The organism is Micromonospora xinjiangensis, assembly GCF_056150165.1.
Map to the genome: position 1 here is coordinate 1 of NZ_JAXCFO010000012.1, position 12,555 is coordinate 12,555.

At 74.3% G+C, this 12,555-nt stretch carries 15 protein-coding genes; 10 read left to right on the forward strand and 5 right to left on the reverse strand.

Going from position 1 to position 12,555, the window contains the following annotated elements; all coding sequences use genetic code 11:
- Window positions 1-257 precede the first annotated feature (257 nt).
- From SM573_RS28475 to SM573_RS28485, 3 genes are all read left to right on the forward strand, one after another.
- The gene (locus tag SM573_RS28475) at window positions 258-704 is read left to right on the forward strand and encodes an SRPBCC family protein (protein WP_474614994.1); all 447 of its coding nucleotides are present in this window, start codon (window positions 258-260) and stop codon (window positions 702-704) included.
- Window positions 701-1,702 carry an SDR family oxidoreductase gene (locus tag SM573_RS28480; protein WP_474617459.1) on the forward strand — a complete coding sequence of 334 codons (1,002 nt, stop codon included), beginning with the start codon at window positions 701-703 and terminating at the stop codon, window positions 1,700-1,702. Before SM573_RS28475 ends, SM573_RS28480 begins: the two co-directional genes overlap by 4 nt.
- Window positions 1,703-1,868: 166 nt before the next feature.
- Window positions 1,869-2,636 (forward strand): polyprenol monophosphomannose synthase, encoded by a 768-nt coding sequence (locus SM573_RS28485; protein WP_474614992.1) that lies wholly within the window; start codon window positions 1,869-1,871, stop codon window positions 2,634-2,636.
- A gap of 130 nt (window positions 2,637-2,766) precedes the next feature.
- Here SM573_RS28485 and SM573_RS28490 read toward each other — a convergent pair whose 3' ends face one another.
- Window positions 2,767-4,371, reverse strand: coding sequence for a phytoene desaturase family protein (locus tag SM573_RS28490; protein WP_474614991.1), 1,605 nt, complete (start codon window positions 4,369-4,371; stop codon window positions 2,767-2,769).
- A gap of 72 nt (window positions 4,372-4,443) precedes the next feature.
- Between SM573_RS28490 and SM573_RS28495 the strand changes: the two genes are divergently transcribed.
- On the forward strand, window positions 4,444-5,877 hold the full coding sequence (locus SM573_RS28495) for an aldehyde dehydrogenase family protein (protein ID WP_474617460.1): 1,434 nt from the start codon (window positions 4,444-4,446) through the stop codon (window positions 5,875-5,877).
- Window positions 5,878-5,937: 60 nt separating this feature from the next.
- On the opposite strand, the gene SM573_RS28500 is transcribed toward SM573_RS28495, so the two are convergent.
- A complete protein-coding gene (locus tag SM573_RS28500; RefSeq protein ID WP_474617461.1) occupies window positions 5,938-6,342 on the reverse strand; it encodes a ChaB family protein in 405 nt (134 codons plus the stop codon).
- A 188-nt stretch (window positions 6,343-6,530) separates the two neighbouring features.
- Here SM573_RS28500 and SM573_RS28505 point away from each other — a divergent pair, with 188 nt between their 5' ends.
- From SM573_RS28505 to SM573_RS28520, 4 genes are all read left to right on the forward strand, one after another.
- Window positions 6,531-7,511 carry a YihY/virulence factor BrkB family protein gene (locus SM573_RS28505; RefSeq protein WP_474617462.1) on the forward strand — a complete coding sequence of 327 codons (981 nt, stop codon included), beginning with the start codon at window positions 6,531-6,533 and terminating at the stop codon, window positions 7,509-7,511.
- Window positions 7,512-7,556: 45 nt separating this feature from the next.
- Window positions 7,557-7,973: a DUF2795 domain-containing protein gene (locus SM573_RS28510; protein ID WP_474614987.1), complete on the forward strand. Its 417-nt coding sequence runs from the start codon at window positions 7,557-7,559 to the stop codon at window positions 7,971-7,973.
- A gap of 54 nt (window positions 7,974-8,027) precedes the next feature.
- Window positions 8,028-8,489, forward strand: coding sequence for an SRPBCC family protein (locus SM573_RS28515; RefSeq protein WP_474614986.1), 462 nt, complete (start codon window positions 8,028-8,030; stop codon window positions 8,487-8,489).
- A 111-nt stretch (window positions 8,490-8,600) separates the two neighbouring features.
- On the forward strand, window positions 8,601-8,861 hold the full coding sequence (locus SM573_RS28520; protein ID WP_474614985.1) for a hypothetical protein: 261 nt from the start codon (window positions 8,601-8,603) through the stop codon (window positions 8,859-8,861).
- Window positions 8,862-8,962: 101 nt separating this feature from the next.
- Here the strand turns inward: SM573_RS28520 and SM573_RS28525 are convergent, their stop codons facing one another.
- Window positions 8,963-10,228 carry an MFS transporter gene (locus tag SM573_RS28525; protein WP_474617463.1) on the reverse strand — a complete coding sequence of 422 codons (1,266 nt, stop codon included), beginning with the start codon at window positions 10,226-10,228 and terminating at the stop codon, window positions 8,963-8,965.
- A 153-nt stretch (window positions 10,229-10,381) separates the two neighbouring features.
- Between SM573_RS28525 and SM573_RS28530 the strand changes: the two genes are divergently transcribed.
- A complete protein-coding gene (locus tag SM573_RS28530; protein ID WP_474614983.1) occupies window positions 10,382-10,597 on the forward strand; it encodes a hypothetical protein in 216 nt (71 codons plus the stop codon).
- 24 nt (window positions 10,598-10,621) lie between these two features.
- Here the strand turns inward: SM573_RS28530 and SM573_RS28535 are convergent, their stop codons facing one another.
- Window positions 10,622-11,080, reverse strand: a complete 459-nt coding sequence (locus tag SM573_RS28535; protein ID WP_474614982.1) for a hypothetical protein — start codon at window positions 11,078-11,080, stop codon at window positions 10,622-10,624.
- Between the two features lie 128 nt (window positions 11,081-11,208).
- On the opposite strand from SM573_RS28535, the gene SM573_RS28540 reads away from it, so the two are divergent.
- Window positions 11,209-11,562, forward strand: coding sequence for a DUF6401 family natural product biosynthesis protein (locus tag SM573_RS28540; RefSeq protein WP_474614981.1), 354 nt, complete (start codon window positions 11,209-11,211; stop codon window positions 11,560-11,562).
- A 59-nt stretch (window positions 11,563-11,621) separates the two neighbouring features.
- Here the strand turns inward: SM573_RS28540 and SM573_RS28545 are convergent, their stop codons facing one another.
- The gene (locus SM573_RS28545) at window positions 11,622-12,482 is read right to left on the reverse strand and encodes a membrane protein (RefSeq protein ID WP_474614980.1); all 861 of its coding nucleotides are present in this window, start codon (window positions 12,480-12,482) and stop codon (window positions 11,622-11,624) included.
- Between the last annotated feature and the right edge of the window lie 73 nt (window positions 12,483-12,555).

Below are 12,555 nucleotides of genomic sequence, written 5' to 3' on the forward strand. Positions count from 1 at the left end.
CAGGACCGGCCCGGACGCGACCCGGTCGGCACCGGCACGAAGCCCGGCTGACCTGCGCTGATCCGGCTCCACCTGGTCCTGTCGCACGGGCGGCGGGTTCCCTGCGCCCCGAGGAGTAAACGTCAGCCTCGACGCGGCCGGACCACCGCGCACGCCACGGCTCCGCACGGCCGCCCGCGCAGGCCTTACCCGTCGCCCCGGAGAAGCTAACCCGCCGGACCTGTTAGCCCAGGTCGGCGTCCGGGTATGGGGGTCCAGTGGCGATTGTGGAGAAAGTGATCGACGCGCCCCCGCAGCAGGTCTTCGACGTGCTCGCCGACGGGTGGACGTACAGCGACTGGGTGGTCGGCACCGCCCACGTGCGCGACGTGGACGACGGCTGGCCGCGAGTCGGCACCCAGCTGCACCACCGGGCCGGGCCGTGGCCCTTCTCGTTGCAGGACTCGTCCACGGTGCTGCTCTGCGAGCCGCCGCACCGACTGGTCCTGCGGGCCGGTCTCTGGCCGGCCGGCGAGGCGATCGTCACCTTCACCCTCGACCCGGTCGGCGACGGCGCCACCCGGGTGCGCATCGGCGAGGACTTCGCCGCCGGTCCGCTGCGCTGGGTCCGCAACAAGGTCAACGACCTGGTGCTGCACCTGCGTAACCGGGAGACGCTCAACCGCCTCTCCGACATCGCCACCCGGCAGAAGGACCAGCGATGACGCAGGCCGTGGTCATCACCGGCGCGAGCGCGGGAATTGGCCGGGCGGTGGCTCGGGCGTACGCGGCGCGGGGCGCCCGGGTGGCGCTGATCGCCCGCGGCCAGGCCGGTCTCGCCGCCGCCGAACGGGACTGCCGCGAGCGGGGCGCCGCCGAGGTCCGCGCCTACCGGGTCGACGTGGCCGACGCCGGTGCGGTGCAGCAGGCGGCCGACGACGTGGTGCACCACTGGGGCATGATCGACGTCTGGGTCAACAACGCCATGGTCTCGGTCTTCGCCCCGGCGTGGGAGATCACGGCTCCGGAGTTCCGCCGGGTCACCGAGGTCAACTACCTGGGCACGGTGCACGGCACGCTCGCGGCGCTGCGGCACATGCGGGCCCACGGTCGGGGCGCCATCGTGCAGGTCGGTTCGGCGCTGGCGTACCGCGGTATCCCCCTGCAGTCGGCGTACTGCGCGAGCAAGCACGCCATCCAGGGCTTCAACGACTCGCTCCGGGCGGAGCTGCTGCACGACTGCCCCACGGTGCGGCTCTCGATGGTCCAGCTGCCGGCGGTGAACACGCCCCAGTTCTCCTGGGTACGCACCCGGCTCCCCCGGCACCCCCAGCCGGTGCCACCGATCTTCGCGCCGGAGGTGGCGGCCCGGGCCGTCCTGTGGGCGGCCGACCGGGGGGTCCGGGAGCTGAACGTGGGCGGGCCGACCTGGCGGGCCCGGCTCGGTGACATCTTCCTGCCGGGCCTGCTCGACCGGAAGCTGGCCCGGGACGGGTACGACAGCCAGCAGACCAGCGCACCCGTCGACCGGGCACGCTGGCGGGACAACCTCGACCGGCCGGGCGACGACGATCGGGACCACGGCGCCGAGGGCGTCTTCACCGACCAGGCACGGCACCGGTCCGCGGCGCTCTGGGTGGGCACGCACAAGCCGGCGGTGTCCGGTTTCGTCCTGGCCGGCCTGGCCCTCGCGTTCGCGGGCGTGGCGCGCCGGCGCCGCTGACCGGCGCGCCCGCGCCCGCCACGGGGATCGATCCACCGGTCCACGGACCGGAGGGGAGGCGGAAGTCCGTCGGGACACCCGCCGATGGGGGAGCCTTTACGACAGCGATACCGCAAGTGGCTACCCTCTCAGGGAATCCCTGTCCGCAAAGCCGAGGATGTCCGTCATGATCGAACCCGTGCAGCTGCCCGCTCCGTGGCGGGACGCGCGCCTGACCGTCGTGGTGCCCACCTACAACGAGGCGGGAAACCTCCCGGTCCTGGTCGAGCGGCTCCTCGCCCTGCCGTTGCCGGGCCTGCGCGTCCTCGTGGCCGACGACAACTCGCCCGACGGCACCGGCGAGGTGGCGGACAAGCTGGCCATCGAGCACCCCGATCGGATCGAGGTGGTGCACCGGCCGGGCAAGGAGGGCCTCGGGCGGGCGTACGTGGACGGGATGAGCCGGGCCCTCGACGGCGGCGCGGACTTCGTGGCGCAGATGGACGCCGACCTCTCGCACCCGCCGGAGGCGCTCCCCGGCATGCTCGGCGCGCTGCTGTCGACGCAGGCGGGTGTGGTGATCGGCTCCCGCTACGTGCCGGGCGGCGAGCTGGACGAGAACTGGCCGCTGTACCGCCGTGCGCTCAGCGGCTGGGCCAACCTCTACGTGCACACCCTGCTGCGGGTGCGGATCCGCGACCTCACGGCCGGCTTCAAGATCTGGCAGGCCGCCGCGCTGCGTGACATCGGGCTCGACCGGGTGCAGTCGAACGGCTACAGCTTCCAGGTGGAGATGCACTACCTCGCCACCAAGCTCGGGCACACGATCCTGGAGGTGCCGATCCGCTTCGAGGAGCGCCGCGACGGCGCCTCGAAGATGACCACCGCCACCAAGATCGAGAGCGCCCTGATGCCGTTCAAGCTGCGCAGCAAGCACCGCAACATCGAGCGCTGACGTAGGGGCCGCCTTCGGTGCGCCGCGCCGAGCTGGAAGATCGCGCTACCACACGGATGTAGTAGCCTCCCGGAGCGAGAAGGCCACTACATCCCGGAGGTAGTGGCCTCCCCCGGAACGCTGGGGCTGATCAGGCGTATACGGCGCGGTGGGCCGTGCCGATGACGGCGGAGTAGAGGTCGCCGGTCAGGGCGCGGTCGCGGGCCAGCGCGGCCCGGGCGGCGTTCGCGCCCGGAGCGCCGTGCACCCCGCCGCCGGGGTGCGCGGACGCGCTAGCCAGGAACAGCCGGTCCACCGGGGTGTCCGCCCGGCCGAGGCCGGGGATCGGGCGCAGGAAGAGCTGCTGGTACGCGGCCGAGGTGCCGCCGCCCACCGCCCCGCCCACCAGGTTCGGGTCGCCGCGCTCCAGGTCGGCGGGGCCCGCCACGTGCCGGCCGACGATGAGGCTGCGGAAGCCGGGCGCCGCCTCCTCCAGCATCTGCTCCATCCGGTCGACGTGCGCGGAGATGTCGTCGGCCCGCCAGTCGCGGCGGAAGGGCAGATGGGTGTACGACCAGAGCGACTCGGTGCCCGGCGGCGAGTGGCTCGGGTCGGCCACGGTCATCTGGCCGACCAGCAGGAACGGGCGCCGCGGCAGCTCACCGCGGGCCAGCTCGGCGGCGTAGCCGGTCAGCCCGTTCAGGTCCGCCCCGAGGTGCACGGTTCCGGCGGTGGCCACCGCCCGGTTGGCCCACGGGACCGGCGCGGACAGCGCCCAGTCCACCTTCAACGTCGAGCCGTCCCACCGGAAGTGCGCCAGATCCTCGACCAGCCGGGGCGGTAGCGCGGCGGCGCCGACCAGGTCGAGGTAGAGCGCCGGAGCGGGCACGTCGGCCAGGACCGCCCGTCGGGCGCGCCAGAGCCCGCCCCCGGCGGTGCGTACGCCCATCGCCCGTCCCCGCGCGGTCAGCACCCGGTCCACCCGCGCGCCGTAGAGAATCCGCCCGCCCCGCTCCGTGAGCCGGGCCACCAGGGCGTCGGTGATCTTCTGCGAGCCGCCGTCCGGCACCGGCCAGCCCACCTGCTGGCCGAGCATGGCGAGCAGCCAGCCGTACACCCCGGAGCCGGCCTCCTCCGGCGACAGGTCGGTGTGCAGGGCGCAGCCCGCCAGCAGCGCCCGCCCGCCCTCACCGTCGAACAGCTCGTCGGTGAGCTTGCGGACCGGCACCACCAGCCGCCGGGCCAGCCGCAACGCGCCGGAGACCCGCATGCGGCGGAGCAGGGTGAGGCCGCCGCGTACCGGCGGGAACGGCGTGGTGACGACCTGCATCATCGGCTCGGCCACGTCGGTCCAGTCCCGGTAGGCGTGCAGCCAGCGCTCGCCGTCGCCGGGCGCGAACGCGTCGAGCGAGGCGGCCGTGACGTCGGGATCCCGGTTGAGCACCGCGGCCCGGCCGTCGGGCAGCAGGTGGGCCAGCACGTCCGGGGCGTGCCGCCAGGTGAGCCCGTACCGGCCGAGGTCGAGCCGGCGCAGCACCGGGGAGGCGTACCCGAGAGGGTAGAACGAGCTGTAGAGGTCGCTGAGGTAGCCGGAGGCGGTCACCTCGGCCGAGCGGACCGCCCCGCCCGGCGCCGCGGTCGCCTCCAGCACCACCACGTCCCAGCCGGCGTCGGCCAACATGTTGGCCGCCACCAGGCCGTTGTGCCCGGCCCCGATGACGACGGCGTCCGCGCTCTCCGGGTCGGTGGGAGTCATCCGACCCGCCTACCCGAGGCGCAACCGGGCGAAACGCGTTTGCCTCGCCGGGACCGGGGCATCCAGCCCCGCATGTACACGGTTGCGCAGCTGATAGGTGGGGTCTGGGGCGCCGGCGGCGAGGAGGGTGAGCTGGTCGTGCACGACCCGGCCGACGGCTCCCCGGTCAGCTCGGCCCCGGTGGCGACGGCCGACGTGGTCGGCAAGGCGGTGGACGCGGCGCGTGAGGCCGCGCCGGAGTGGGCGGGCACCGCACCCGCGGAGCGGGCGGCGGCGCTGCGGCGGGCGGCGGACGCGGTCGAGGCGGTCACGGACCAGCTGGCCGCGGCGGTCACCGCCGAGATGGGCAAGCCGTTGGCGGACGCGCGGGGCGGTGTGGAGGCGGGCATCGGCACGTTGCGACAGTACGCGGAGCTGGCCCCGGTGCGTGGCGGGCGCACACTGCACGGTGGCCAGCACGCACTCGACTTCATGGTGCCGCAGCCGCGCGGTGTGGTCGCCGCCATCACCCCGTGGAACGATCCCGTGGCGGTCTCCTGCGGTCTGCTCGGCGCGGCTCTGGTCACCGGGAACGTGGTGCTGTACAAGCCCAGCGAGCGGACGCCGGCCAGCGGCTGGCTGCTGGCGAAGGCGCTGGACGAGGCCCTGCCGGCGGGGGTGCTCTCGCTGATCACGGGTGGGGCGGAGACCGGCGCCGCGCTCGCCGCGCAGCCGGTGGACGTGGTGGCGCACGTCGGCTCCACCGCGACCGGCCGGTCGATCGCGGCGGCGGCCGCCCGCACCGGGGCGAAGGTGCTGCTGGAGAACGGCGGCAGCGACCCGCTGATCGTGGACGCCGACGTCGACCCGATCTGGGCGGCCCGGGAGGCCGCGCTGGGCGCCTTCGCCAACGCCGGCCAGATCTGCGTGGCGGTGGAGCGGATCTACGCGCACCGCGACGTGGCCGAGGACTTCGTGGCCGCCCTGGTCGAACGGGCGCGGGCGTTGCGGATGGGGCCGGGGCGGGATCCGGACACGGACCTGGGCCCGCTCGTGGACCGGCGTCACCGCGACCACGTGCACGGTCAGGTGACCGCGGCGGTGGCCCAGGGGGCACGAATCCTCACCGGCGGCACCCTGCCGGACGGCCCGGGGGCGTTCTACCCGGCCACCGTGGTCACCGACTGCCGGCACGACATGCCGCTGGTGCGGGACGAGACGTTCGGCCCGGTCGCCCCGGTCGTGGTGGTCGACTCGTTCAGCGAGGCGTTGCGCTGCGCGGCGGACTCGCCGTACGGGCTGGCCGCGACGGTGCTGACCGGGTCGATGAGCCACGCGCACCGCGCCTGGCGGGAGCTGCCGGTCGGCACCGTGAAGGTCAACGCGGTCTTCGGCGGCGCGCCGGGCGGTGCCGCCCACCCGCGCCGCGGCAGCGGCCAGGGCTTCGGGTACGGGCCGGAGCTGCTCGACGAGTTCACCGCCACCAAGGCCGTGCACGTGGAGGCGCCGGGCGGCGGGCACTGGTGACGTACGCGAAGGGTGGCCGTCCGCGGCGGACGGCCACCCCCGTCGGCGTACGGCTCCGGGTCAGCGACCGCCGCGCGCCTTGGCGGTCTGCCGGTTGTTGGCCTTCTGGATGGCCTTGACCAGCTCCGGCTTGTTCATCCGGGACCGGCCACGGACGTCCAGCCTGCGCGCGACCTCCATGAGGTGGTCCTTGGTCGCGTTGGCGTCCACGCCGCCGGCGGTCGGGGCCCGGCGCGCCGGGCCACCACCGGCCGCCTGCCGGTCGCTCGGGCCCTTGCGGCCCTTCGGCTCCCAGTGGTCGCCGACCTTCTCGAACTCGTGCTTGACCGCGGCGAAGGCGGTCCGGTGGGCCCGCTGGCCCTCACCGTACGTCTCCACCGCCGAGTCGTGCGTCTTCTCCCAGGTGCGCTGGGCCTTCGCCGGGGAGCGCCGCAGCGTGCTGGGCAGTACCTCGCGCCCGGGCATCTCGTCCTCCTCCGCCTCGATGGGTCTGCTGCCTCCGCATTGACCGTTCCCCCCGTGACGGGGGCACAAACCGCCCGGCCGCCGTTTCGGGACGGGACCGTTTGGCGAGCGACGGCCCGGGGTACCGGCGGCGCCAGGCGAGGCCGGACGGACCGGACGTCGCGGCGCCGGGGCACAGGGAGCGGAACATGACGACGACGGACCCCGGCGGCGTGCTCGACGGGCGGGGCGGGCTGCGCCTGCCCCGCCGGGTGCGCCAGGTGAGCTGGCGGACGTGGCGCGGGGTCGTGGTGCGCAGCGCCCGCAACTTCGTCCGCGACAACTGCTCGGACTGGGCCGCGGCCCTCACCTACTACGGCGTCCTGGCGCTCTTCCCGTCCGCCATCGTGGTGGTGTCCCTGGTCGGGCTGGTCTCCGACGGCGAGCGGACCGTCGACACGGTGCTGGAACTGGCGCGGCAGGTGGGCGCCGGGTCGGTGATGGCGAACGAGGGGTTCGTGGGCGCGGTCCGGGACGTGGTGGAGCAGGAGAGCTCGGCCAAGCTGCTGCTGAGCTTCGGTCTGCTGGGCGCCCTCTGGTCCGCGTCCGGGTTCATCGGCGCGTTCACCCGCGCCTCGAACGCCATCTACGGCGTCGCCGAGGGCCGGCCGTTCTGGAAGCTACGGCCGTTGCAGATCGGGCTCGCCGGGGTGTCGCTGGTACTGCTCGCCGTGGTGGCCACCGGGCTGATCGTCAGCGGTCCGGTCGCCGACGCCGTCGGTGACCTGCTCGGCGCGGGCGGGCTGGCGCGCACGGTGTGGAGCGTCTGCCGGTGGCCCGTGCTCGCGCTGATCATGATGGGGCTGCTGTCGCTGTTGTTCTGGATCGCCCCGAACGTGCGCCAACCCCGGTTCCGTTGGCTCACGCCCGGTGGCGCGGTCGCCCTGGCCGCGTGGGTCGTCGCCTCCTTCGGTTTCGGCCTGTACGTCGCGAACTTCGGCTCGTACGACGCCACGTACGGCAGTCTCGGTGCGGTCATCGCCTTCCTGGTGTGGCTCTACCTGTCCAATTCGGCGCTGATGCTCGGCGTGCAGATCAACGCCGAGTTGCAGCGCGGCCGGCGCCTGCAGGCCGGCGAGGAGGTGCCCGAGGAGCCGGTGCTGGCGCCCCGGGCCCCGGCCGGTTCGTGACCGCTTGCCGGTTTGACGGCGGTGCCGTCGGGTAGCGCAGAAGGCATGGAGCGTGGCAACAGCAAGCACGGACCGCGGCTCGACGAGCAGTTGAGCCAGGAGGTCAAGGGCCTCGTACAGGGGCCGGGGACCGGTGGCTCACGGGTCGACGAGGCCCGGGTGCCGGAGCCGGCGGGCGAGGACCAGCCGGAGGCGACCACCGCGCCGGCCGGTGAGCTGCGCAGCGGGGCTCCGAAGGGCATGAGCTCGGAGGACGTCGAGCGGCGCAGCCGGCTCGGGCGGTTCATCACGATGAGCGCGCTGCCGGGAGACCGGGAGACGCTGATCGCCAACGCCCGGGACAACGACGCCCCGGACGACATCATCGCCGCGTTGCAGACGCTGCCCGACGGCACGCGATACCAGACGGTCTCCGAGGTCTGGGCCGCGCTCGGCAACAAGAACGAGACGACTCGCTGGTGAGCCGCCGCGGGACACGATCCCGGCGGCTCCGGCGAAGATGAGGAGGATGCCCTGATGAGTGGCGTTACCGAACACGTGGACGTCGCCGTCCCGGTGCGCACCGCGTACGACCAGTGGACCCAGTTCGAGGAGTTCCCGAACTTCATGGAGGGGGTGCAGGAGGTCCGGCAGCTGTCGGACACCATGACCCACTGGACCGTCGAGATCGCCGGCGTGAAGCGCGAGTTCGACGCGGAGATCACCGAGCAGCTCCCCGACGAGCGGGTCGCCTGGCGTTCCACCGGCGGCACCCAGCAGGCCGGCGTGGTGACCTTCCACCGGCTGGACCCGGAGCACACGCGGGTCACCCTCCAGCTGGAGTTCGAGCCGCAGGGCGTCGTGGAGCAGGCGGGCGACAAGCTGGGCATCGTGGACCGGCGCGCCAAGGGCGACCTGGCGCGGTTCAAGCAGTTCATCGAGCGGCGCGGGCAGGAGACCGGCGCCTGGCGAGGCACCGTCGCCCGCCCCCAGCCGTGACACCCATCCCCCGAGAAGAGCTCTCCGATGGCCGCCGGATCCCCCGGCGGCCATCGCCGTACCCGGCGGGGTGCGCCGTTTGCGATCACCGCGCCCGGGTACCGCGAAGGCATGACGGATGACAACAGGGTGTGGCGGGACGAGGAACGGACTCCCCTGGAGGAGCTGGACCGGGCCGTCGCGCGCTCCACGCTCGACGGGCAGGCCGACGACGTGACGGCCAACGACGCCGGTGAGGAGTCGGCGTTCGGGCACGGACCGGAGGCCGTCGACCGCGGCGGTCAGGCCGCCGGGAAGGGCCGCGAGCCGACCGACCCCGAGCGCGCCTACCGCCCCTCCACCACCGGCCGCACCGGTCCGGACAGCCTCTGACGGGCGGGCCGGCGGCGACCCAGCGCCGGCACGGGGTTCGCGGCGGTCGAGGAGTTCGACATCGCCGCGAACCTCGTGAGTCCGGCAGCGGGAGGCCGCTGTCAGGCGTCGACCGCGGCGGGTCGGCGCGACGCCCCGGCGTGCAGGGCGATCAGCGCCACGGCGAGGACGAGGAGCGCCGGCCCGAGCGCCTGCACGGAGGTGTGCGAGATGAGCACACCGAGCCCGGCCGGCACCAGCGACGCGCCCAGTGCGGACGTACCGATCTGCAACCCGATGGTCCGGTCGGCGTGGGCGGTGCCGACCCGCTCGGCGGTGGTGAGCGTGAGCAGCGGGAAGACCGGCGCGGCCGCGAAGCCGACCACCACGAGCCCCGCCACCGCCACCCAGGCCGGGGCGGGCAGGGCGATCAGCGCGGCCCCGGCCGCCATGCCGAGCAGGCTGGCGTGCAGCACCCGTCGCGGCCCGAGCCGCTCGGCCACCACCCCCTGCACCACCCGGCCGAGGAAGAGGCTCCCCCAGTAGGCCGACACGCAGAGACCGGCCGCGGCGTCGGCCATGCCACGGCCCTCGGTCAACAGCAGGAACGCCCAGAGCCCGGCGGCGACCTCGATCGCCACGTAGACCGCGAACGCCAGCACCCCGAGCCAGACGGCGGGCAACCGCAGCGTCTCGCGTACCGGAACCGGCCGCACGGTCGGCGGCGCGGCGGGCTCGGCGACGACGCCGAGCGAGCCCGCCGGCCCGGACGCGGCGTCGGCGACGGCCGCGACCGGGGCCTCCGGCTCGGCCGCGGGGGCCGGCGACCGCCAGGCGCGGGCACTGAGCGCGAACGCGACGGCCAGCGCGAGCTGCGCGGTGGCCACGATCCCGTAGCCCCAGCGCCAGCTCAGCCCGGCGCCCAGGGCACCGGTCATGATCAGGGGGCCGATGGCCACGCCGAGCCCGAAGAACGCGTGCATCCAGTTCATGTGCCGCGGGCCGAACGCTCCGGCGGCGTACGCGTTGAGCCCCGAGTCGATCGCGCCGGAGCCGAGACCGAGCAGGACCGCGCAGCCGATCACGACGGTCAGGCCGGGGCTCACCGTGTAGCCGGTCAACGCCAGCCCGGCCAGCAGCGTGCTCCCGGCCAGTAGCCAGCCGACACCGAGCCGGGCCAGTGTGAAGCCGGCCAGGACGCTGGAGGTCAGGTAACCCGCCGTGCCGGCCGCGAGGACCAGGCCGACCGCCTCGGTGGGCACGCCGAAGTCGGTGCGGATGGACGGCCAACCGACGCCGATCAGGCCGTCCGGCAGCCCGAGACTGACGAACGCGAGGTAGGCCAGCAGGAGCAGGGCGGCGCGGGGCCGGGCAGGGGTGGTCGACACGGAGGCATCCTCCGCCGTGCGGATCCGGCCGACGAGGCCGGGTCCCCCGTCACGACAAGAAGTGGTGTCCGCACGGTTCAGAAAACGGACAGCTCATCCAGAATCGGCCGAACGGGTGACGGCAACCGGGTCATCGCGCGTAAGACTTTCGGGATGCATCAGGGCTCCTCCGGCATCCTCAGCACCCGCCAGCGGCGTCTGGCCTGGCTCGGCTTCCTGCTGGCCGCGCTCCAGGCCCCCGTCTCCGCCTGGCTCACCTCCGACGACTCCTGGCTGTTCAGCCTCTGCGTCGCGTTGATGGTGGCCACGGTGATCATCGCCGACGACGCCGCCCGCCGGCGGCCGGCCGGCGCCCGCTCGGGCGACTGACCCACCACCCGCTCCGCCGGTTCGTCAGGACCGGGCCCCACGCTCGACGCCCGGGCGCGCCTCGTGCCCGGGCAGTCCCCGCGTGCGCCGCCGCTCCTTCATCTCCGCCTCGTAGAGGTGACGCCGGCCGCCGACCAGCTTCTCGCGGGCGTGCCGGTCCAGCTCGCGGAAGAGCGCGTAGTAGCCGTCGTCGAAGTCCTCGACGATCTGGAACGTCCAGCGGCCGGCGATGACGTTGCGGCCCAGCAGCTCCGTGGAGATCCGCTCCGCGATCTCCGGGTGGCCGGCCGCGCGGAACATCTCGACCGCGTCGTCGAGCATCAGGTCGGCGTGGCCGACCAGTTGGTGCAGCGAGTAGAGGTGACCGCGGACCCGCTCCACGCACTCCAGCGCCTCGCTCAGCTTGCCGAGCGCCGCCACGGTCTCGTCGCTGACCCCGGCGGGCCGGCGGTGCCGCTCGTCCGGCCCGTCCTGCTGTCCCACTCGTCCTCCCGTGCTCGCGCCGGACCCGTGCTCGTCCCCGGCGCGCTGCGTCGCCGGCCGGTGGCCGACCCCACACCGCCTCAGCGGCCGCAACCGGCCGGAGCGGGCCCTCACTAGCCTCGTTCCCCATGCGTGTGCCGTTCAACCGGGTCACCCCCCGCACCGTCGTCGACTCGGCGCGGTCCACCCTCGCCGCCCTGGCGGTCTCGCTCGGCGCGGACGGGCTCGCCGCCGCGGCCGCTCGTCCCGCCCTGCTCGCCCTGATCGACCAGCACGCCGCCGCCGTACGGGACAGCCTCGACGCGGGCGCGCGGCCGCTGACCCTGCCCGCGCTCGCCGGCTACGCGGAGGGCGTCCACGCGGCGGCGCTGGAGCACGGCTGGCGCCCACCGGCCGGACCGGTCGACTGGGCATCGGAGCCGGACTGGCTGCTGGTCCGGCTGCTCGCCGTGCACGCACTGGCTCGTACGCTCGAGGCCTGACCCGGCGCGGGGAGGGCAGTCCCGCACCGCGGACCCTCCCCCACCGTCGTCCGCCCCGGCTACGGGCGGGGTTGCTCGGTCTCGTCGCCCAGGGAACCGGGCTGGTAGGCGCCCCGCCCACCGGTCGCGGCGCGGGCCTCCCGCGCGGCCCGGGTGCGCTCCGCGCCCGTGCGGTCGGCCATCTGCCGCTCGACGTCGGCGCGCCCCGCCGAGGTGGCCCGCCGGTGCGCCTGCACCGCCCTGGACTCCTGCGCCGCGCGATCCAGCCAGCGTTCCCAGCGCGACTGCATCGGCTTCACGAGGCCGCCGCCCACCCCGACGATGAGGATGCCGGCCACCGTGGCGAGGAACGCGATCAGCACGGGCATGGTCACGGTGGTCGCGATGCCCACCTGGTTCAGCGCCGCGATGATGCCCAGCGCGATGACGAAGACGGCGGTCAGGTCGGCCAGGACGCGGCCGTAGGAGAGCCCGCCCAGGGCACCGCTGACCAGGTCGCGGACGGCGTTCGCGATGGCGGCGGCCACCACCACGATGACGATCGCCACGAACGCCCGCGGCAGCCACGCGACCACGCCCCGGATCAGGTCGCTGATCGCGTTCGGTCCCCAGACGCCGAAGGCGAACTGGAGGGTGAACAGCAGCACGGTGTAGTACGCGAGCTTGGCCAGGATGTCGCTGGCGTCGTACCTGGTGCGTTCCAGGGCGCGTTGGATGCCGCCCCGCTCGACCGCCCGGTCGAAACCCACCCGCTCCAACACCGCGTCCACGATCTTCAGCGCGGCCCGGGCGATGATCCACCCGACCACGAGGATCACGATGAAGGCCACGGCCTTCGGAACGAAGAGCAGCACCTCCCGCCACGCGTCGGACACTGCGTTCCCGATGTCGACCTGCCCCACGGCGAGCGTCCCCCGCATGATGTCCCTCCCTGTCACCTGTCCGGCGCTCGCGGGTTACCCGGTCACCGCAGCGGCACGCCGCGAGGATCGG

Excerpts from the sequence above, each read along its gene's own strand:
- SM573_RS28480 (WP_474617459.1), top strand. The coding sequence starts at position 701 with ATGACGCAGGCCGTGGTCATCACCGGCGCGAGCGCGGGAATTGGCCGG.
- SM573_RS28485 (WP_474614992.1), top strand. The coding sequence starts at position 1,869 with ATGATCGAACCCGTGCAGCTGCCCGCTCCGTGGCGGGACGCGCGCCTG.
- SM573_RS28490 (WP_474614991.1), bottom strand. The coding sequence starts at position 4,371 with ATGACTCCCACCGACCCGGAGAGCGCGGACGCCGTCGTCATCGGGGCC.
- SM573_RS28495 (WP_474617460.1), top strand. The coding sequence starts at position 4,444 with ATGTACACGGTTGCGCAGCTGATAGGTGGGGTCTGGGGCGCCGGCGGC.
- SM573_RS28500 (WP_474617461.1), bottom strand. The coding sequence starts at position 6,342 with ATGCCCGGGCGCGAGGTACTGCCCAGCACGCTGCGGCGCTCCCCGGCG.
- SM573_RS28505 (WP_474617462.1), top strand. The coding sequence starts at position 6,531 with ATGACGACGACGGACCCCGGCGGCGTGCTCGACGGGCGGGGCGGGCTG.
- SM573_RS28510 (WP_474614987.1), top strand. The coding sequence starts at position 7,557 with ATGGAGCGTGGCAACAGCAAGCACGGACCGCGGCTCGACGAGCAGTTG.
- SM573_RS28515 (WP_474614986.1), top strand. The coding sequence starts at position 8,028 with ATGAGTGGCGTTACCGAACACGTGGACGTCGCCGTCCCGGTGCGCACC.
- SM573_RS28520 (WP_474614985.1), top strand. The coding sequence starts at position 8,601 with ATGACGGATGACAACAGGGTGTGGCGGGACGAGGAACGGACTCCCCTG.
- SM573_RS28530 (WP_474614983.1), top strand. The coding sequence starts at position 10,382 with ATGCATCAGGGCTCCTCCGGCATCCTCAGCACCCGCCAGCGGCGTCTG.
- SM573_RS28540 (WP_474614981.1), top strand. The coding sequence starts at position 11,209 with ATGCGTGTGCCGTTCAACCGGGTCACCCCCCGCACCGTCGTCGACTCG.
- SM573_RS28545 (WP_474614980.1), bottom strand. The coding sequence starts at position 12,482 with ATGCGGGGGACGCTCGCCGTGGGGCAGGTCGACATCGGGAACGCAGTG.